The organism is Spiroplasma endosymbiont of Sarcophaga variegata (assembly GCF_965178695.1).
In the GTDB taxonomy this organism is placed as follows: Bacteria; Bacillota_I; Bacilli_A; order Mycoplasmatales; family Mycoplasmataceae; genus Spiroplasma; species Spiroplasma poulsonii.
Map to the genome: position 1 here is coordinate 1 of NZ_CBCXVU010000002.1, position 21,133 is coordinate 21,133.

A 21,133-nucleotide genomic window follows, 5' to 3' on the forward strand; every position below is an offset into this window, starting at 1 on the left:
TACTTATTTCAATAGTTTTATAAGCATCTTGGAATTTACTTATACTTTGAATTGTTGGGTCAATTTGTTTTAAATCAATTTCAGTTTCATAATAACCTGTATATTCTTCTGTATCATCAAATATATTAACCATAAACATAGTTGCTATTTGAGTATCAGTTATTTTACATTGTGGTTGCGCAGTAATTTTTGTTAATAATGGTAGTACTACATCGGAAGGCATAATATCTTTTGTATAAGTTTTATAGTTGTATGGAACTGGGGGTAATACATACTCAGGATAATTAAATGTCGGTATTTCATAGTCATGTGGTAATAAGAAACTAGTTTTATAATTAGTTGTCATATCACGTAAATAATTATTTAACACACTTTTTGTTTTACCACGAAAACTTCATACTGATAAGCGTAAATAATCTTCTTCATTATTAGTATATGGGTTATCAGCATAAAAGATAATTTCAAAATTACCTTTATATAATGCTTGAATTGAAAACATATCAATTATATAACTACAATTTGTACCATCTGGTGTTTGTAAGAATTCGCAATCAGTATCTTTTTCACTATCACTAACTGGTGTTTGAGCATCTACTGCTCTTACTAATTCATTAATTAAATATATACGATTAGTTTTGGGGTTTAATTGTTTTAAATTATAAGTTGAATAAGTTATTCGTTCAGTTGCTTTACCATCCTTAGTTAAAACAGTACCTTTGCATTTATCAGTTAATAAAGTTGTAAAACCTAAACTAGTAGCATTAGCACCAAAAATAGCACCAACTTTATCATTACCTTGTTGTCTAAATATTTCAAAGGGTAAGTAACCTTTACCTTTTGAGTTTTCAGACCAAAAAGCATCATTATAAAAACTATAAACATTAGAACTCATAAAACCATTAAGAAATTGAAAATTAGGTCAAGTTTTTTCATCTTGGTTAATTACTCATCCTCATGGAATACCAAAGGAAATAAAGTTTAAGAATTTACCAACTCCGCCTGGGATAGTAAAAGGATTAAAAACTAACTTTTGCGTATAGTTTAAAGGTAATACGGTAATTTGGCGATTAATAAAATTATTCATATTTAAAATATCTCAAACATTACATTTACCCATTTTATTATATTCAATTTGAACTTGTCCGACAGTATTACCAAATTCATCTTTTCTTCTAAAATATGATGATGCTTGGGTACTAATTATATTATTAACATTTTCATTATTTACTTTTATTTTGTTTGGTGGAGTAATCATTCAATTTTTAGACCAATAAAATTTAGAGTCATTATCTTCTTTATGAATAGTTGTCCCAACCGTAGGATTAGTTGCTGTTGAACTAGCTTTATCAGTTATTACAATACCCCCACTATTTTTTTGATTTCAAAAGTCGTATCTACTTTCCATATCTTTTTTTCAATCTTCATAACCCGTTATAATTGTTGGTTGAATACCTTGAATGTTATATCAACTTACTTCTGGAGCAGCATAAGTATTTACTTTGTCAGGTGGGGCAGGATACATGTTATACATTAATAAATCACGGGAATTCATAACTTTTTGATTAAATTGACCTTTAATAATTGGCCGACCAATAACTGGCATATCAAAAAAGATAGGATTACCATAAAATTTAACTGCCATTGCTCTAACCCCTGGGTCTTTTAATAAAACTTCATCTAATTCAATAGTGTATGTATTTGTTTTTTCATTATAAGTTATTTTAGGAAAACAATAACCCTCGCCCGGGGCGCTGGTCTGAATAAATTGTCTTACTGATAAACCACTATTACTAATTTTGTCATTAATACTTGAAAAGGTAATTTCTTGTCATAAAAAACTACCATCATAAGGTGAATAATAATTAATAACATTTGATGGATATAATCATTGTCTATCTTGTGGTGCAGAATTAATATCACCACCACCAATATTTAAACCACGATCATTAAATACAGTATAAAAATTATAATAATCATTAATATTTAATTTATTTACATCTTCATCTAAAATTAATAAAGTATATTGTCTTTCAGTTGATTGTTGAGTAAATACTTGTTCAAATTTAGCCTCACCAAATTGAATTGAACTTCTATCATCAATCATATAAGCATCTCAATATTTACCAACCTTAACTTCTTTTGTATAAAAATTATCGGCTTTATTATCATTATTAATAAAATAACTTAATTTATATTGATTTAAGTATGCCAGCATTCTATTAATATCATAAATATTTTCACCATCAATTAATTTTCAATAAATATTATTATTTTCATCTTTTAATTTTATAGCAAAAGGTGTTTCATTATTTGCTCATATTGTTGAATTAACTGGTTGTTTATTAAAATCATCAACTGTTAAAATATTAATTTCTTCACCTTTATATTTTTGGACTATTTTTAAACTATCTTGTCATTGCGCAATAGTACTTTCCATATTATCAAATATTCGTGAATAACTACCATAATCACTGGGTTTAGCATTATTTGGTTTTCATCCCGTTTCTGTATCAGGAATATATGAACTATAAACATTAAACGGAAAGACCATTCAATGACGATTATCTTTTATGTTTTCTCTGATATCTATTAAAGTATCATGGGCTTGTCTTCGTAATTCTTCGATAACCCCTGAGTTAATTCTACTCATTTTTTAATTCTCCTTAATTTCTGTTCTACCTTGTACGGCATTTTGATTATTACCAGTTTCATCATATTCTAGTAATTTATTATTATGTTCTATTTCTTTGACTTGCATTTTATCTTGTCATGCTTCTACTTTTTCAAAATATTTGGTTGCTTCTAATTCATCAATATTATCATATTCAGTAATTGCTCTTATTGGTTCCATTGTGCCATTATCTAATCTAGCAGTAATTAGTTCATTTTGTCGCATTTGGTCAACTAAACTAGCACTAACAAAATCAAAACCATATTCTCGTTCACCAACACCATCTCATAAACCATAATATTTTAAAACAGTATCAAACATTTTAGTATAGTATTGCTTACGATATGCTTGTAAATATGCTTGTTTTTCTAAGTCTTTTGTTTTAGTTAATAATGACTGTGTTTTATTTTGGTCATTATCTGATTTATCACCAAAAGGACTAGAAAAATGACATGCTAAGTATACTTGTTCAATAATTGCTTTTTGGTCTTCAGTATATGTTTCTAATGTTGGTGTACCTTGTACTACTTGTAAAGATTGAGATAATTGACCATCTACGGCTGATTGACCTGATTGAATAAAAATATCATCAAAAGCATCTTGTAATACTTTTTTATTACCTTTGTTATAAGCAGTCATTAAATCATCATCTAATATTCCATATCAATGAGTACGATTTGCTCATCTTTCTTTTGATTTAATATTAAAACTATCTTCTAAATCAAATTGTAATTTATAACAATTTGCCATTGTAGGTAATGGGTTTAATGTAGTTGATGTTGATAAAAATAACGGATTAGGTTCATTAATCATTTCTCAAAAAGGAACTACGCCTAATTTATTTTTAAATTCTTGTACTAAAACAGGTTTAACATCATCTTTAATTTGTGTTTTACTTTGTCCAACAACTACTTCATTATTTTTAGGTCAACCTTTAATAACTATTTTATCTTTGGTACAAATTAAATTTAAAATAAAACCACTATCTGATTGATGATAATTTAATCAAATATCAGCACCTTGTTCAATTTCGTTTATTTTACTTACACGAGATGTAAAGTTAAAAGGATTAATTCATAAATCAATATTGCCATCTGATGTTTCTAATAAACCAAAAATAGTTTTGCCCATTAAACTTGCTGTTAATTCATTTTTATCTAATTTTTCTTTTATTTTATAAGTTTCATATCATCAATTTAATTTTTCTAAAATGTCTTTACGATGAGACTTAAATAAAATATCTTTACCATTAACTAATCGCATTTGATGACGAGCAATAATATTGGCTAAATTAATAGTTCAATCATAATTATAAAATTTTAAAACACTATTAATATCATTTAAGTTTGGTAAACTAGGAAAAGTATTATTCATTGTTATTTTGCTCCTTTAATTTTAAAATAAGTGCATAATTAATAATATTTACTGTTAATAAACTAGGTTCATTTGCTAAAACTTGTACACATACTTTAACTTTTTGATATTTCTTAATATATTCGTTATATAAATTTAATTTACATATTGCGATATTATCTTTTTTTAATTCTTGACAAAGTCTTTTTTTAACTTGTCCACAAACAGACATATATGGTCTTTTTGCATTAATTACTCTTTCATCGTGTATTACATAAATATCTTTTTTCATTAAGTTATTCACTCCCTTTGTTGTCATAATTTATAATCTGCTGAACTATTATGTTTAACCATATTAACTAATTCAAAGTGTAAAGCATAAAAATCACTATCAAATGTATCATCATATAAATCTAACATTCTCTCTTCTCTAGCATCTGGTTTATCTTCTCATTGAATTAATTCATATTGTGTTTTACTTACAGGACATTTTTCTCATAATCATTTTAATTGATTAGTATTAATTAACATTGTAAATGCTTCTACACGATGCTTTATTTTAAATTTCTGCTTTTGCGCTGGTTTAAAATGCATGTATTGACCAAAAGTATAATTGTATTTCTCTCGGTTTAAACTTTCTAATGTTGCATAAGCACTATCATCAACATTAATTGATATACCTTGTTGTATTAAATTAAAATATTGATTTAATTGATTATTATAAAACTCCAATATATCTTTTACTTGTTCTAATGGTCCTTTAAATTGTTGAGTAGCATTTGAGTGTGTGTATTCAGCAACTTTATAGGCTTTTTTATCAAATGAATTATATATTCAAAAACTCGCTGCTGTTGTATGTCCCTTAGGACTAGTAGAGTTTGCTAAGTCAACACCACCTAATAACTTAGTTGGTTGAATAATATCTGTTGCTTGCATAATATCAAGATATCTTGCAAAGATTGAACCACTAGTATTACCTGGTAAACCTCAACTCCAAACTCTTGCTCTTTCAATATCTAATTGTTCTAATCTTAATTGCTCATTAACTTTATCTTGTGGTAATTCATAATTTAATCTTCAACTAGAATAATGAATAATAATTTTCATATTTCATTTTTCAATATACTTAATTTGCTCATATTTACTACGCATTATTTCTTCATTAAAAGGTAATAATTCATTACAATAACCAACAATATATCTTTTTAAACTTTCAGGATTACATGTATTAATTGTTATTTTATTTTGATAACCACGAATAGCAAATTCTAAATCACTTAAATCTTTTTGTTGAAATTGGTCACATTCTTCTCTTCAATCAATTACTAATTTATATTTATTCAAATCAGCAAAAGCTTTTAATTTTTCTTTCCGGCTTGGTGAATGTAAACCTTTACAATATATTTTGCTACCATTTGATAAAGTAAAAGTAAAATTTGATAAGTTAATAGTATAAGGAATATGATTTTCATCTAACATATTTCAGATATTTTGAAATACACTATCTTTTAAATCCTTACTTCAATACATACTAGCAATGATACAAATTGGTTCTTTAATTAATAAACTAATTTTTAATAATTCACCAAACATTTTAATATTTGAAATAGTCTTACCACTATATCGTGTTCCAATTTGATTAATTTCATTAACTAACTCATATTTTTTAGCAAAGGGATATTTATTACCAATACTACTATTTTGTAATAATCAATAAGGAGTTTCTAACAAATAAGTAAAATGATTAAGCATTATTATCACTTTCTTTTTTAATATCTCTAATATCCGTTTGTAAATTAACAATTATTGGTTGTTGATTATTTAAGTTTAATTCTTGTTCTAACTGTTTTTCTTGCAGTGAATATTTATAATTAAATGCTCGTTGTCAATATAATTTAGCACCATCAGGTGATTTCATCATAAAGTTAATTATTTCACTTTCAATTCTATCAACTTGTTTTTCAAGTAAAGGAACTATCTTTTCGCTCTTGTAAGTTTCGTGCTTTCATCTGTTAGAAAGATTGAATTCATTGGTTAAATCATTCAAAGTATATGGTTTATTGGGTGATTTATTTTCTCAAAATTGCTCTATTTTACGATAAAAAGTTGCCAAACTTGCTTTATTTGGATTAAATTCTTTCATTTTTTACTCCTTTTTGCATATTAAAATTGCTATTATTTAAACAATATGATTAAATAAAAGAGTAAACAATACTATAAAAATGTAACAAAAGAACCAACTCGGCTCTTTTTTTATTATCTATATTTTACATCAAAATAAAAAAAAGCAAATTACTTTACTTTTTATTTTAGTATACAAGCATATAGAGATAAATTGGAGCTTGTTACAATATAATTATATAATTAATAATATATTTGTCAATAATTTTAATTTAAAAAAATGTGAAAATTTATCTTTTTTATAAATTTAATGTATAACTATTTTTATAAAAGAATTGGAGGAAATATAGAGTAATGAAAGATTATACACATGTAAAATATGATGAACGAAGATTTTTTAAGGATTTATTTTTATCTGATAGTTGCAAAAAGAAAAATGGCACACTTAATTTATCTGAAATATCAAGACAAACAGGAAGAGATATTAATACTGTTAAAAGAGAAATTAATAGATTTACAAATATAGAAGATTATAATGCCCGTGAGGCACATGATGATTATTATAAAAAACGACAAAAGTGTATTAAAAAAATACCTACATTTACAGAAGAACAACAAGAATTTTTAAATTTACGATTTAATATTTTGGGTGATTCACCAGCAGAAATTATTCAGCGATTTTTAATAAAATTTGGTATCAAATTTCCTGCCTGTCTTAAAACATTTTATAAATGAATTTTTTTAGGTCTTTTGGGTTTGTTAAAGAAAAATTTATTAAATGGTGGTAGAAGAAATAGAACAAAGAAAAGACCTGATAATCGTGGGAAATTAGATGAAAGATTTAAATCAATATGAGATATTGAAAATAAAGAAACAGATGTTGGTTGATTTGAAATGGATACCGTAGTTGGAAAAGAACATCAATCTAGTTGTTTAGTTTTGACAGAGAAATCAAGTAAAAAATACTTTGCTATGAAATTAGAAGAACATACTGCTAATGAAGTTTTAGAAAAACTTAAACATATAGTTAGAATTAATGGTTTAGTTGGAAAAATTAAAGGAATAATAACTGATAGAGGAAAAGAATTTAGTAAGTTTGAAGAAATGGAAAAGATTACTGGTTCTAATGTTTATTTTTGTGACCCTGCTTCGCCTAATCAAAAACCATTAATTGAAAGACTAAACCGTGAATTTAGAAAACGATATGGTAGGGGGACAGATTTTAATCTTGTTACGCAACAAGAAATAGATTTAGTAGTCGATATTATAAATGAAAAATTAAGGCCTGTTCTTAATTGAAGAACTTCAAAAGAAGTATTTTTAGAGAATTTTAGATAAGTTTATTTGAAAAATTTAATAAATTATTTTTCAGTGTGTTTAAATATGCCAAAAATAGGGTAAATTTAAAAATAATTTATTTTTTTAAAAAAATAGTTGCACTTCTTTTAAAAAGTGTTATTATTAAAATAACAAGAGATAAATTTGGAGCTTAGATTTACATAATACGAGTCGTATAATGTACGATGAAGCTCCAAAAAACAACTCTTGTTAGGGTTGTTTTTTTATTTGAAATAAAAAATCCCTAAAAGGAGGTAATGATAATTAAACAACAAAAAATATGTGATGTTAATGATTGTTATAAAGCAGTATCATTCATTACCGAAGAATTTTTATCAAATAAAGTTTTATGAACTTGTGAAAAACATAAATATTTATTAAATAAAATAAAAGATAAAACACAAAAACAGTTTTATCAAAAACTAGAAAATTCAAAAATTATCTTTGATGATAAAACTGGTTCTTTTAAACTTTGATTTTATAAAACAACTTAATGCAGGGTGGAACAGTTATTTTAAATAACTAAGTGTTTTTTTCCACATAGGCGGTCTAGCCCAGCGGTAATCAGTCCGTAAATAATAGACGCTTTAACAAGCGATAGTCGTGATAAGTGCGGGGTCAACATCAAACGACAATAAATATTGAGATGGCCACTTTATAAATAAATTTGCGATAGATATTATCCCATTAGAGGATGACAGAGGTTTTAAAAACCACAAAGTCAGCATTAGGCTCTTCAATGTGCAAGTGAATTTATTTTAAAAACTGAACGCTTTGACCTGAAATGGTGCGGATGAAGAGAGAGAATTCTCTGGCATTATCTTATAAAAACAACTGTCGATTATTAAACATTAAACAATAAAACATACCGCCACCGCTCACCCGCAGTGAAGCGGATGGCGTAGTAAATAAATAGATAAATACTTAATTATATAACTAACTCTCGCTTTGGCACTTTCACTTTGGAGTGAGTGCCAGCGAGTTAAAAATAGGAGGTAAATATGACAATCAAAAATCTAATATCAATATATATGTACAATGATTTTTGTATTAATATATTTGATAATAAAACAGGGCAAAAAGAAAATATTAATGATGATATTAATTTAATTAAAAATGAAGAAGCACATTTATTAAATCAAGAAATAACTTATTTTGATATTAAAGAACAAAAAGGAAGAAAATTAATAGAAATATTAATAGCAAAGAACGAGGTAAATTAGTATGTGAAAAGATGAAAATGGTTATGTTTATACTGAAGAAGATTTATTTAATATGGCATTAGAAGAATGTCATTCAGAAGAAAGTGCTTATGAATATATTGATAATTTAATTAATGAAATGGAATTAGAGGAAATTTAATTATGGCAGATTTAAAATTAAATAATGAAGTTAAAAATATTACGTATCCATTTTATTTAAAAGGAAATAATTTTAAAGAATTAAGTTTAAAAGCATTAACAATTAAAAAATGAATTGATGAAAATGGACAAGAATTAGCAGAATTTATATATCGACAACAAGCTTGATTAATAAATGGAGAATATAAATCACAATCACTAAAAGATTTAAAATTAGTAGTTTCAAAAATTGATTATATTTTTAGAGAACCATTAGAATTAATAAAATCTTTTAAAGATGAATTAAATTTTATTAGAAAAGATATTTTGAATTTAGAAAATAATATTAAGAATAATCATGATTCTTTAAAAAATAATGTTATTAATATTCAATTTCAAAAACAAAATGAAATTATTGAAACTCATAAAAAAGAACAATTTTTAGAAATTAAAAGTGTAGCAAAAAAAGAGCAAGAATTAAAAATTATTACTAGTAATTTTCGGAAAGAAAAATTATTAATTAAAGATATTGAGGTTATTGGTATTAATGATGATTTTTTACAAAATGCTGATAAATTAGAACTTATTAATCTTATTAAAAATTATTTAGTTGTTGATGAACAAATTGTTAAAAATGAAATTAAAGATCAGTGAGATAGTAATAAAGATATTAATTTAATTGGGGTTAAAGGTATTAATTTTAAAATAAATAAAGGAGAAAAATAATATGGCAAATATTGTTGAATTTTTAAGAACAGATAAAGCAACAGAATGAATAAAAAGTAAATTTTCTAATGAAAATGAAATTGCAAGATTTAAAAGTAATATAGTTGCAATATCAAATAGTAATGAATTATTACAAAAAGCAGATCCAAAAACAATTATGACTGCTTGTTATCAAGGAGTTTTATTAAATTTACCAATGGAAAAACAATTTGGTTATGCTTATGTAGTTCCATATAATACTAAAATAACAAGAATTATTAACGGTCGCGAAATCCAAGAATGAATTAATCAAGCTCAATTTCAAATAGGTTATAAAGGTTATATTCAATTAGCACAAAGAAGTGGTCAATATTTAGATATGTCAGTATCAGATGTTAGAGAAAATGAATTAGTAAATTATGATCGTTTAAAAGGAACTAGTTTTAATTGAATTCAAAATGAAGATGAAAGAGAAAAATTACCAATTATTGGTTATGTAGCATACTTTAAAATGGTTAATGGTTTTGGAAAAACTTTATATATGACCAAAGAACAAATGGAAAATCATTTTATGAAATATTCTAAAACTTATGCTAAAAATAAATCATTTTATATTGCTAGTTTTGATGAAATGGCATTAAAAACAGTATTAACATCTTTATTAAGAAAATGAGGTATTATGTCTGTTGAATTACAACAAGCTTATAAATCAGATCAGGCAGTTATTACAACTAATGATGAAAAGATTTATATTGATAATGATAGCAATATAAGCATAAATAAGGGTCAAATTAGTAATGAAAATATATCAAGTGAAGAAGTGACAGATAATAATTTAGTTAAAGAAGAAGATATATCAAATGTAGTGCCAACAATTAATAATAACAACGATGAGGAATGAGCCACTTGATAAAAATAGGTATTGACCCATCAGGAACAGGTACTACTGCTATTGTTATTTATGAAGATAATAAATTAATTGAAAAATTAGAATTTACAAATAAAAATTGAAAAGAACAATATGAATTTATTAATGATAAATTGTTTGATTATGAAGAAAAAATTAATATTGAAGATTGTTTATATACATCTGCTAATGCTAGTAAAGATAGAGATGATTTATTAAGATTATTAGGAGCATTATCTGTTTATAAATATTTTATTAATTGAGTATCACCAAAAAATACTAAATCAGTTGTTAAAAATATGGAAAATTTAAGTAAATATAATGATAGTTGTATATGAAAATTTGATAAAGATACTAATTTAACTTATCAATATGGTAAAGGTTGATTTTATAATAATGAAAAAATAAGTAATCATTTACGAGATGCAATTATTATTGCTAATTATGAAAGTTAATATTATGAAACATTCATATAATCAAAAAACAGGAAAGTATTATTCTTGTCAAATTCGTAATGTTAATATTTACTTAAATAAAAATGAAGAAAAAGTTTGAAATGAATTTAATAACTTTACTTATTCGCAACGAATTGAATATCTTATTAACTTTTATATAACACATTATAAAGGAAATAAAGAATATGAATAATTATATTTTATGTTATCGATCTGAACAAGGTAATCGCCCTTGTAAAAACCCTCGTGGTGAATATATAATTGGGATTGATAAACAAGATGTAGATATTAATTCAACTGAATACTGAGAATATTATAAAAATAATTATGGAAAAAATAATTTAGTTATTTGTAAAGTTAAAAATTTAGACTTAATATTAGAAAATAAAAAATAACCAATTAAGGTTATTTTTTTTAAATACTATTTGTTAGTTTTTTAATAGCATCTTTTTGTGCTTGTTTTTTGTCATTTACTTTAACTTGTTTTTTAACATTTTTAATTTGACCTGTTTTTAATGCTAATTCTGTTGCATAATCAGGTCCTCGTAAATGTTTTTCGTGAGCAATAACAGCAGTTCTTAATTCTCTAATTTCTGCTTTATATTTTTTAATTTTTTTAGCAGATAATCCAAGAATACCAAGACTACCCATTCCACCAGCACCCGCTAATACAAGTAAAGCAATTACTATTTCATTACTAATTTCCATTTCTTTATTTCCTTTCTTATCCTTACTCAAACAGTGGCCATCCATTCTTTCAGAACAAAATAATTTATAAATTAAACTATATAACCACCCAAAAATATCAACCGCCCCTATATATAGTTTATTTTAAATTTAATTCTTTGTTATTTTCTTCTTGTTTTTTAGTATATTCATCTTGCATATTTTTAAATATTTCTTCTGTTATACCATCCAAATTATTTCATTGTTTTGATATTCTTGGTTGAATAACACGCGGATTAATACGGCAGTTCAAACAATGTCTTAAATGGTCTTTTTTTCATTTTGATTTATCAATTCAAATAATAATTAAAGAAATTATTAAAGTAATTAAAGGTAAAATTGTAAATACTAATCCCATTTTAGATATTTTTAATCGTGGAATATCAATTTTCATATCTACTTTTGGTTTACTACTAGCAACAAATATACCTTGAATTCCATATGTAAATAAAGGTGTTAGTAAAATAGCAATTCCATTACCTCAATATTGTCCATAATTATATCAATTAATATTATCTTTTATTGCATTAATCATGCCATATTCTAATCAACAATTTAATGCTAAAAATATCAATGTATAAAAACTAACTACTCAACTACGAATTTTATATTTTCTTTCTCATTCTCTAATATCTTTATGATTTCAATTATAAGTTGGAATAGGGTCTTTTTTAAATCAATTTCAAGGTAAGGCACCCTTTAATCAAGTTGTTTTATTTTGTTTCATTAATTAAAAATCCTTTCTAAATTAATTTTCTTTTAATTGTTAAATCTTTAATAACAATATTATTTGTATCATTTGAAATTGAGCCATCTTGCTTAATTGTTATTCTTTTATAAGAATTATCTGCTAAAAATGAAAATATTGATTTTTGTGATATTGTTTCAAAATAATATGTTACAAATTTATTAGCAGATGCATAATCTGTTATTGAAATTGATATTTTATAGTAATATTTTATTAAATCATAATCTGGAATTTTAAATGTTAATTTTTCGTTTGCTTCTGGATAATTAATTAATTCTCAATCATTACCAGTATTAATAGATATATCACCATTCCCCAATAATGAATTACCATTAATAGTTTTAATATTTTCACCCGATATTAATTTATCTTGTTTTAAATCTGAAACTTCAATCCCATCATTATCATTTTTGATGATAGTTTTATTATCAATTTTTATATCAGTACCACTACTTTGTTTTGCTTTTCAGACATTATTTTCATAATAAATCGTATTATTATCAAAGGGAACTATTAATTTAATACACTCATTATAATCAATTTTAGAAAAATCATTAATAGTAGGATAAGTAATATTTATTGAATTATCAGTTTGTAATCGTTCTTTTAATCAAAATAATAATGTTGGATAAAAAGTTTTTTTACTAATATGCTTATATTCTTCTTCTCATGGATGAGCATAATTATCTAAACTATAATTATAAGGTCTAGATACTGTTTTACTAGATATAATATCAATAATTTCACCTGCTAATTTTAAAGCATTTTTAACATCACGAGTAATATTTTCATTTGCTTCTGGGTCATTAGTTTGTGAATAAGCAACTCCACCTTGTGAAAATGAAGCACTACCAGTTAAATCATTAACTCCTTTTGGTAAATATCAATTTATAACTGCTAATAAACAAGCAGATTGAATATAACTTAATCATTTATCATATTCAATTAAACCAGTATTATCTTTTTTTACTCAAGGAAACAAATCTTTTTTATTAATTTTATCTGAAATTGTTCCACCTGATAATCTATCCATTCATAAACTAGTTTTTAAAATAGCATTATAAATTAAATTATCATTATAAGCAGATTGTTTACGATCATTAATAGGTTGTCAAAGTTTACTTGCTTTAACATCTTCAACTGTTATAAATAACAAATTACTTAAATTATTTTCCATATAAAACACCCCTTAATTGATTACGATATTTATTTTTTAAATTATTTGGTTTATAACTATTAACCTTTCTTTTGGTTTTATTAATTGCTTTAATAGATTTATTAACCTGATAAAATTTATTTTTAACTGGTGTTTTATATAAATTCTTAATATTTTTAACATCACTTCGGCGTTCTCGATATCATTTTTTATTATTAATTTCACCAGCAAAATTAAAATTAAAATGTCCAATCTTTAAATTATTAATAAACTTTTTAATTTGTTGTAATTTTTGAACTGTTGGTAATGTTAATTTAGTAGTTCCTTTGGGATATTTTTCTTTTAATGCTTGTGGTAATCGTTTTTTAATATAATTTCTTAAATGACTAGGTAATCATTTTCTTAATCAATAACGCCAAAATAAAGTCCCTGCATTAGAAACAGCATTACTTAATAATTTTCATATTTCAACTGGAACACTAGGATAAACATAAGGTCCATAAAATTTCGGATGTTTTGCTGTTTTTGTATATATTAAAATAGTTAAATTACCTGTTAAAGTTAATTTATTAGTTATATTAAACATTCCACTATCAAGTCAACTACTATTTAAAGGTTGTCAATTAGTATTTAGATAATTTTCATTTTTAAATTGTTTTCTATTTTTAATATTATTATCTTTTTCTAATTGACTTAATATTTGTTGAATTTCTTTTTTATGACCTTTTTTAATTAAATCTAAATAAGTAAATGGATTTAATCACTGATAAATATCTTCAACTTTACTTGTAATTTTATTATATTTATCAGTAATATAATTAATTGGCTTTAATATTTTATTTTGAACTTTATTAACTCTATTAATTAAATTTACAAATTTACTTATTAAAGGTTTATTTTCTAAATTAGTTACTAATAAAGTTAAAACTCGTAATATTAGTAAATTCATTGTTTATTAAGAATTTTTAATTACTACATCAATCGGATTTGTTTGACCACTAGCGTTATTTTTACCTTGAATTTGAACTTCAACAGTTTTATCATTTGTAATATTAATTGGTCAATCTTCACCTTTACTTTCAATAAAGTAATCATAATCATTCTCAGTTAAAGAACTATCTATGGCTTTAACTGCTTTTAAAACGACAGCTTTAAATTGTGGTTTTAATTGTTCTGCTGTTGTTTGTGTTGGGTCTGTAACGTGAATAGTTGGTTTATCTAATTTATTAATCCCACTAATATCAATTTTATTTGATGATGGAATTACATAATCAACGGGCACTCTAAAAGTTTTATTTAGATTACTTTTGGCAGTATTAATTTCATCTTGGGTTGGCGCTTTTTCTAAAATAATTTTACATGTTTTTGGATATAAAATTGTTGGTGTTGCATATTGTACTTTACCAATTCATTTAGGGTTAGCAGTATCATTATCTAAAACTTGTTGAATAGTATCCATATTAATTGGATAAGCTCATACTTGTTTATTAATAATTAAACCATTTACATTAGTAAAATTATAACCTTTATCACGGTTAACTTGTCCTTTTGTATATGTTTTTTCTAAATGAAAACTTTTAGATACAGGAATACCCATTGCAGTATTTTCATATAATTCACCATTAACCATTGCTTTTAATTGAGCTTGTGAACCAATTACTTTTAAATACGCAGGTGTTAATCCTAAATAGGCTCTACGACCTAAAACCATAAACATTTTATCGGTTGGCAAACCAAAATATAAATTACTAATTTGATTTGTTAATTCAATCAATGTTTCATTTAATGTAAAGAATGCTTTATTTGCATCATCAGCATTTTCAGCTGTATAACTACGAAATGGAATTACTTCATATTGACCATCTGCTAAACAATAATCATAAATAGCCTGAATTAATTCACATTCTAAATTAACAAATTTATTTTGTACAACACTAGAAATAGCATCAGCAATAACACCATTTTTAATATTTTGTTCTATTAATGCCAAGTCAAAAGCCTCATTCATTAATTTTAAATTAAATCTTTTATCAATCGGAACTGGAATTCTTGTTAATCCCATTGTTTGCGTTGTCCCACCATTTGGTAATGAATAATCATCTTGTCATACCACACGATGTGTTAAATTATATAATGCTTGTCCTGCATTAGGTAATCAAGCAACTTGTTCTGCGGTTGCAGTAGCATACTGCATAATACTTGCATATTCATTATATAAAGGTCCACGCAATAAAGCATTAACCATATCAACATAGGCTTTTTGACCTGTTGTATTACCTTGTAATGTAAAAGGTACTTGTGGCAAATTGATTGTTGCCATAATATTTCACTCCCTTATTATCTAAGGTTTTTAAGTGTATAATCAGTTAACTTTTTAATTTCATCAGGAGTATATGCTCCTTTTTCTTTAATGGTTTCAATTTCATTATTTTTATTTTCAGTTGATTTTTCAATCATTTCTTTAATTAAATTACCAGGTGAAACTGATGGTTGTTCTTGTACAAACAAATCAGGTTTTAATTCTTTTAAAGTTTGCATTTTTTCACTTAAAGAATTACCACTAACTTTATCTAAATTAGTTTTAATATCTTCAATTTTAGTAGATGGAACATCTTTAAAAGCTTTTAATTCATCTAATTCATTAGATAATTTAATAAAGTCTTCTTTTGATATAACATCTTCGCGTTTTTGCACACTTTCTCTAATTTGCTTTGCTTCATTATTAAACTGATTTAAGATATTTTCAGCAATCTCTTCACTTAAACCTTGTTCGATTAATTGTTCTTTTGTAAGTGCCATTTTATAAACCTCTCTTTTTTTATTCTTGTCCGATTAACAAGTCAGCATAAACTCTTTTTTATGGAAAAAGATTAAACCTATAATTTAATTATATACTAATATTTTACTAATACAATACTTTTTATATATTATAACTAAACTTAATATATTTGATTACTAATTTAGTCATTAAAACGCGTAATAAGCATTATTTTTAAGAATAAAATTATTACATAATTCATAATTTTGCTTGTATACATATATATATATATATATAATGCAGTTAGATCTTGATAAAAAGTTTCAAGATTAATAAAAGGAGAAAAACAAGTATGAAAAAATTACTTAGTTTATTAAGTGTATTAACTATTAGTGGAACTGCTGTACCAACAACAATTGCCGCTAGTCCTTATCAAAAAGAAGAACATAATACAGAAACTGATAGTGGTGTTAGTGTTTTCTATCAAATTATAGAAAATGGTAAACGTAAATCAATTATTGAAAAAATATATGGAGTTAATGAAAATGAAAGTTATATTAGATTTTTAGGTTTTGATAATAGAAATAATAAATATTATATAAATGATAAAAATATTTACTTTGTAAATAATAAAAATAATAATAATAATGCTATATCGATTAAATTACTAAGCTTTAAACCAGCATCAGTTATTGATTTTAGTAGTACTGATAATTTTGTTAGGTTTAATTGAAAAGATTTAAATAACACTATTCATGTTTATAGAATAAAAATTATAGATTTAGAAAATAACAATTTAAATAAAATAAATGAATTATCTAAAATTATTTCAAATCCTATTTTAGGAACAGTTAAAATTAATAATGAAAAAGGATTACTAACCGAACAACAAATTAAAGATTTTTTAAAAGATAAAAATCCTCAATTAGATATAACTAAGATAGGAATTAAAAATATTATTGATGATTTATACAATAATAATGAAAAAAGGATTACAGTATTTTCAAGTGACTCAACAATTTATACTGGCGAAGCAACTGTTTTTTTAGATGTTGAAAAATAGTTAAGATTTAAAATAAATGAAAAAAATATTAAGTCTTTTAGGAACAATCACTTTAATAGGAACCAGTACAACCAGTTTAGTTGCTTGTAATACACCACAACATGAATATACACCCGAAGAATTAGCACAATTAAAAAAAGAAAACAAAATTAAAACAAATAACCAAGAAATTAAAGACAATTTAGAATGAACAGCACCACAAGAAAAACCATTTAATAATGTTGATAATAAATGATATTATGTAGTATGACGTGGTGATAAAAATAAGGAATGAAGAATCGCTAAATTTTTAAATGATATAGATAATGAAAAAAAAATAGATAATTATGCTAAATATAGTCTTATTTTTAAACCGCCAAGATTTCGTTATTATACTTTATTAATTAAAGAAGGAATTATTAATACAAATAATACTTTATATGCTGATGATGGTTCATATTTTAAATCAGTTTATCGTTGAAATTTAGATACACAAGAACCTCCTAATTTAGAAAATTTAGAAGTTGATAAAGATGGCAATATAAAAGTTAAGTAAGAACTAAAAAGAGATATTAAATCTCTTTTTATTTTTATCTTGGTTTTATTGTAATTTTAACTGGATTATCACTTTTATTTCTAATACCTAAAACATTAGGATTATCAACATCTAATACAATAACTTTATCATTACCAAAACTTAAATAACTATCTGCCCCTAAAATTAATTCTGCATGAATTAATTTTATAAATCTAATTTTTAATTTCATATCATTTGTATAATATGCCTGTAATTCTGTTTTTTTAATTTCATCTTTATCACTATTAAATAATTTTGTTGATTTAAGTGTAAAAGAAACTCTAATAGTTAATTCATTTTTTGATACATATTTGCTAAAATAATCATCATAACTTGGTAATCCATTAGTATATGCAGTAAAAAATGTTTGAACATCATTTACTCTGATATTATCAGTATATAAAGTTATTGTATTATCAAAATTAACTTTATCAGTTTGTGAACGACCACTTTTTAGTAATTTTATACTAGACAATGAATTTTTATTAGTACATCCAGAAACGCCGCCAAAAGTAATATTAACATTTCTATTAGGAATAAAATTTTCTATATTTGGTGGTCCACATTCAACTTGTAAATTACCTAAATTACTTATTTCAACAGTTTTATAAGCATCTTGAAATTTACTAATACTTTGAATTGTTGGGTCAATTTGTTTTAAATCAATTTCTATTTCATAATAAGCAGAATTAAATTCATTAGAGAATAAATTAACATCAGGGTATAATGTGGTGTTAACTTTTCTACATTGTGCTGGTGCTATAATTTTAGTTAATAATGGTAATACTACATCGGAAGGCAAAATATCTTTGGTATAAGGTTGATAGTTATATGGCACTGGTGGCAAGACATATTGTGGGTAATTAAATGTTGGTATTTCATAATCATGTGGTAATAGAAAACTAGTTTTATAATTAGTTGTCATATCTCGTAAATAATTATTTAAGACACTTTTTGTTTTACCTCTAAAACTTCATACTGATAATCGTAAATAATCTTCTTCATTATTTGTATATGGATTATCAGCATAAAAGATAATTTCAAAATTACCTTTATATAATGCTTGTATTGAAAACATATCAATTATATAACTACAATTTGTACCATCAGGTGTTTGTAAGAATTCACAATCATTATCTTTTTCACTATCACTAACTGATGTTTGTGCATCAACTGCTTTGGTTTCTTCATTAATTAAATATATACGATTAGTTTTGGGGTTTAATTGTTTTAAATTATAAGTTGAATAAGTTATTCGTTCAGTTGGTTTGCCATCTTTTTCTAAAACATTGCCTTGTATTTTATCAGTTAATAAAGTAGTAAAACCTAAACTAGTGGCATTTGCTCCAAAGATAGCACCAATTTTATCATTTCCTTGTTCTCTAAATATTTCAAATGGTAAATAACCTTTACCAGCAGACTTATCACCTCAAAAGGCATCGTTATAAAAACTATAAACATTAGCACTCATAAAACCATTAAGTCATGGAAAATTAGGTCATTTATCATCTTGGGTAATTGTTAAATTTCCAATTCAGTCCCAAGGAATACCAAAAGAAACAAAGTTTAAAAACTTTCCAATAGCAGGTATAGTAAAAGGATTAAAGACTAATTTTTGCGTATAGTTTAAAGGTAATACGGTAATTTGGCGATTAATAAAATTATTCATATTTAAAATGTCTCAAACATTACACGAACCCATTTTATTATATTCAATTTGAACACTTCCAATAGTATTACCAAATTCATCTTTTCTTCTAAAATATGATGACGCTTGGGTACTAATAATATTATTAACAGTTCCACTATTTACTTTTACTTGATTTGGTGGAGTAATCATTCAACTTTTAGACCAATAAGGTTTAGAATTTGAATTTTCTTCCTTAATAGTTGTTCCAACAGTCGGATTGGTTGCTGTTGAACTTGCTTTATCTGTTATTACCATACCCTCATTATTTTTTTCAATTCAAAAATCAGACATTGATTGAATATGTTCTTTTCAATCTTTATATCCAGTAATAATAGTTGGTTGTATCCCTTGAATGTTATATCAACTTACTTCGGGTGATGCATAAGTATTTATTTTATCAGGTGGGGCAGGATACATGTTATACATTAATAAATCTCTTGAATTCATAACTTTTTTATTAAATTCACCTTTAATAATTGGTCGACCAATAACAGGCATATCAAAAAAGATAGGATTACCATAAAATTTAACTGCCATTGCTCTAACACCTGGGTCTTTTAATAAAACTTCATCTAATTCAACAATACCTTTATTTAGTTTTTCATCATAAGTTATTTTAGGAAAACAATAACCTTCACCTGGTGCTGATGTTTGAATAAATTGTCGTACTGCCAAACCACTATTACTAATTTTGTCATTAATACTTGAAAAGGTAATTTCTTGTCATAAAAAACTACCATCATAAGGTGAATAATAATTAATAACATTTGATGGATATAATCATTGTCTATCTTGGGGTGCAGAATTAATATCACCACCACCAATATTTAAACCACGGTCATTAAATACAGTATAAAAATTATAATAATCATTAATATTTAATTTATCTGCATCTTCATCTAAAATTAATAAAGTATATTTTCTTTCAGTTGATTGTTGTGTAAATACTTGTTCAAATTTGGCTTCACCAAATTGAATTGAACTTCTATCATCAATCATATAAGCATCTCAATATTTACCAACTTTAACTTCTTTTGTATAAAAGTTATCTGCTTTATTATCATTATTCATAAAATAACTTAATTTATATTGCTTTAAGTATTCTAGCATTCTATTAATATCATAAATGTTTTCACCATCAATTAATTTTCAATAAACATTATTATTTTCATCTTTTAATTTTATCGCAAAAGGTGTTTCATTATTTACTCATATAGTTGAATTAATTGGTTGTTTATTAAAATCATCAATCGTTAATATATTAATTTCTTCACCTTTATATTTTTGCACTATTTTTAAACTATCTTGTCATTGTGCAATAGTACTTTCCATATTATCAAATATGCGTGAATAACTACCATAATCACTTGGTTTAGCATTATTAGGTTTTCAACCTGTTTCAGTATCAGGAATATATGAACTATAAACATTAAAAGGAAATACCATTCAATGGCGATTGTCTTTTATGTTTTCTCTAATATCTATTAAAGTATCATGGGCTTGTCTTCGTAATTCTTCGATAACCCCTGGGTTAATTCTACTCATT

The 21,133-nt window shown here is 24.7% G+C and carries 23 protein-coding genes; 11 read left to right on the forward strand and 12 right to left on the reverse strand.

The annotated features are described in order from the left end of the window. The 5 genes from ACOBME_RS01385 to ACOBME_RS01405 form a co-directional block, all read right to left on the reverse strand. Positions 1-2,650: hypothetical protein (locus ACOBME_RS01385; RefSeq protein ID WP_419334031.1), on the reverse strand; the 2,650-nt coding region annotated here is incomplete at its 3' end. A gap of 3 nt (positions 2,651-2,653) precedes the next feature. Then, positions 2,654-4,045 (reverse strand): hypothetical protein, encoded by a 1,392-nt coding sequence (locus tag ACOBME_RS01390; RefSeq protein ID WP_419333891.1) that lies wholly within the window; start codon positions 4,043-4,045, stop codon positions 2,654-2,656. After that, entirely contained in the window at positions 4,038-4,316 is a 279-nt protein-coding gene (locus ACOBME_RS01395; protein WP_338963373.1) for a hypothetical protein, read from the reverse strand. The genes ACOBME_RS01390 and ACOBME_RS01395 overlap by 8 nt, the downstream gene beginning before the upstream one ends. Beyond that, positions 4,316-5,776 (reverse strand): PBSX family phage terminase large subunit, encoded by a 1,461-nt coding sequence (locus ACOBME_RS01400; RefSeq protein WP_419334034.1) that lies wholly within the window; start codon positions 5,774-5,776, stop codon positions 4,316-4,318. The genes ACOBME_RS01395 and ACOBME_RS01400 overlap by 1 nt, the downstream gene beginning before the upstream one ends. Beyond that, positions 5,769-6,167 carry a hypothetical protein gene (locus tag ACOBME_RS01405; RefSeq protein ID WP_338963249.1) on the reverse strand — a complete coding sequence of 133 codons (399 nt, stop codon included), beginning with the start codon at positions 6,165-6,167 and terminating at the stop codon, positions 5,769-5,771. Before ACOBME_RS01405 ends, ACOBME_RS01400 begins: the two co-directional genes overlap by 8 nt. Positions 6,168-6,499: 332 nt before the next feature. On the opposite strand from ACOBME_RS01405, the gene ACOBME_RS01410 reads away from it, so the two are divergent. From ACOBME_RS01410 to ACOBME_RS01450, 9 genes are all read left to right on the forward strand, one after another. Next, entirely contained in the window at positions 6,500-7,483 is a 984-nt protein-coding gene (locus ACOBME_RS01410; RefSeq protein WP_338963245.1) for an IS30 family transposase, read from the forward strand. A gap of 257 nt (positions 7,484-7,740) precedes the next feature. Continuing rightward, complete coding sequence (locus ACOBME_RS01415; RefSeq protein ID WP_338963243.1) at positions 7,741-7,977, forward strand: hypothetical protein; 237 nt, start codon at positions 7,741-7,743, stop codon at positions 7,975-7,977. A gap of 507 nt (positions 7,978-8,484) precedes the next feature. Next, entirely contained in the window at positions 8,485-8,706 is a 222-nt protein-coding gene (locus tag ACOBME_RS01420; RefSeq protein ID WP_338963241.1) for a hypothetical protein, read from the forward strand. A 1-nt stretch (position 8,707) separates the two neighbouring features. After that, a complete protein-coding gene (locus ACOBME_RS01425; protein WP_338963239.1) occupies positions 8,708-8,845 on the forward strand; it encodes a hypothetical protein in 138 nt (45 codons plus the stop codon). Between the two features lie 2 nt (positions 8,846-8,847). Beyond that, a complete protein-coding gene (locus ACOBME_RS01430) occupies positions 8,848-9,549 on the forward strand; it encodes a kinetochore Spc7 family protein (protein WP_338963619.1) in 702 nt (233 codons plus the stop codon). 1 nt (position 9,550) lies between these two features. Continuing rightward, a complete protein-coding gene (locus ACOBME_RS01435; RefSeq protein WP_338963407.1) occupies positions 9,551-10,441 on the forward strand; it encodes a recombinase RecT in 891 nt (296 codons plus the stop codon). Next, positions 10,426-10,890 carry a hypothetical protein gene (locus ACOBME_RS01440; protein WP_338963404.1) on the forward strand — a complete coding sequence of 155 codons (465 nt, stop codon included), beginning with the start codon at positions 10,426-10,428 and terminating at the stop codon, positions 10,888-10,890. The genes ACOBME_RS01435 and ACOBME_RS01440 overlap by 16 nt, the downstream gene beginning before the upstream one ends. Beyond that, positions 10,880-11,083 (forward strand): hypothetical protein, encoded by a 204-nt coding sequence (locus ACOBME_RS01445; RefSeq protein WP_419333849.1) that lies wholly within the window; start codon positions 10,880-10,882, stop codon positions 11,081-11,083. Before ACOBME_RS01440 ends, ACOBME_RS01445 begins: the two co-directional genes overlap by 11 nt. Then, positions 11,076-11,285 (forward strand): hypothetical protein, encoded by a 210-nt coding sequence (locus tag ACOBME_RS01450; RefSeq protein WP_338963231.1) that lies wholly within the window; start codon positions 11,076-11,078, stop codon positions 11,283-11,285. The genes ACOBME_RS01445 and ACOBME_RS01450 overlap by 8 nt, the downstream gene beginning before the upstream one ends. 19 nt (positions 11,286-11,304) lie before the next feature. Here ACOBME_RS01450 and ACOBME_RS01455 read toward each other — a convergent pair whose 3' ends face one another. The 6 genes from ACOBME_RS01455 to ACOBME_RS01480 form a co-directional block, all read right to left on the reverse strand. Further along, positions 11,305-11,643 carry a hypothetical protein gene (locus ACOBME_RS01455; RefSeq protein WP_338963556.1) on the reverse strand — a complete coding sequence of 113 codons (339 nt, stop codon included), beginning with the start codon at positions 11,641-11,643 and terminating at the stop codon, positions 11,305-11,307. Between the two features lie 73 nt (positions 11,644-11,716). Next, positions 11,717-12,343, reverse strand: coding sequence for a hypothetical protein (locus tag ACOBME_RS01460; protein ID WP_338963398.1), 627 nt, complete (start codon positions 12,341-12,343; stop codon positions 11,717-11,719). A 16-nt stretch (positions 12,344-12,359) separates the two neighbouring features. Continuing rightward, positions 12,360-13,541 (reverse strand): hypothetical protein, encoded by a 1,182-nt coding sequence (locus ACOBME_RS01465; RefSeq protein WP_419334035.1) that lies wholly within the window; start codon positions 13,539-13,541, stop codon positions 12,360-12,362. Next, positions 13,531-14,469, reverse strand: a complete 939-nt coding sequence (locus tag ACOBME_RS01470) for a hypothetical protein (RefSeq protein WP_419333882.1) — start codon at positions 14,467-14,469, stop codon at positions 13,531-13,533. Before ACOBME_RS01470 ends, ACOBME_RS01465 begins: the two co-directional genes overlap by 11 nt. Before the next feature lie 6 nt (positions 14,470-14,475). Next, positions 14,476-15,840, reverse strand: coding sequence for a hypothetical protein (locus tag ACOBME_RS01475; RefSeq protein WP_419333864.1), 1,365 nt, complete (start codon positions 15,838-15,840; stop codon positions 14,476-14,478). A 17-nt stretch (positions 15,841-15,857) separates the two neighbouring features. Further along, positions 15,858-16,319, reverse strand: a complete 462-nt coding sequence (locus tag ACOBME_RS01480) for a hypothetical protein (protein WP_419333862.1) — start codon at positions 16,317-16,319, stop codon at positions 15,858-15,860. Between the two features lie 311 nt (positions 16,320-16,630). Here ACOBME_RS01480 and ACOBME_RS01485 point away from each other — a divergent pair, with 311 nt between their 5' ends. Both ACOBME_RS01485 and ACOBME_RS01490 read left to right on the forward strand, forming a co-directional pair. Continuing rightward, positions 16,631-17,341: a hypothetical protein gene (locus ACOBME_RS01485; protein ID WP_419333861.1), complete on the forward strand. Its 711-nt coding sequence runs from the start codon at positions 16,631-16,633 to the stop codon at positions 17,339-17,341. A 16-nt stretch (positions 17,342-17,357) separates the two neighbouring features. After that, complete coding sequence (locus tag ACOBME_RS01490; protein WP_419333859.1) at positions 17,358-17,876, forward strand: lipoprotein; 519 nt, start codon at positions 17,358-17,360, stop codon at positions 17,874-17,876. A 34-nt stretch (positions 17,877-17,910) separates the two neighbouring features. On the opposite strand, the gene ACOBME_RS01495 is transcribed toward ACOBME_RS01490, so the two are convergent. After that, the gene (locus ACOBME_RS01495) at positions 17,911-21,132 is read right to left on the reverse strand and encodes a hypothetical protein (protein WP_419333857.1); all 3,222 of its coding nucleotides are present in this window, start codon (positions 21,130-21,132) and stop codon (positions 17,911-17,913) included. Between the last annotated feature and the right edge of the window lies 1 nt (position 21,133).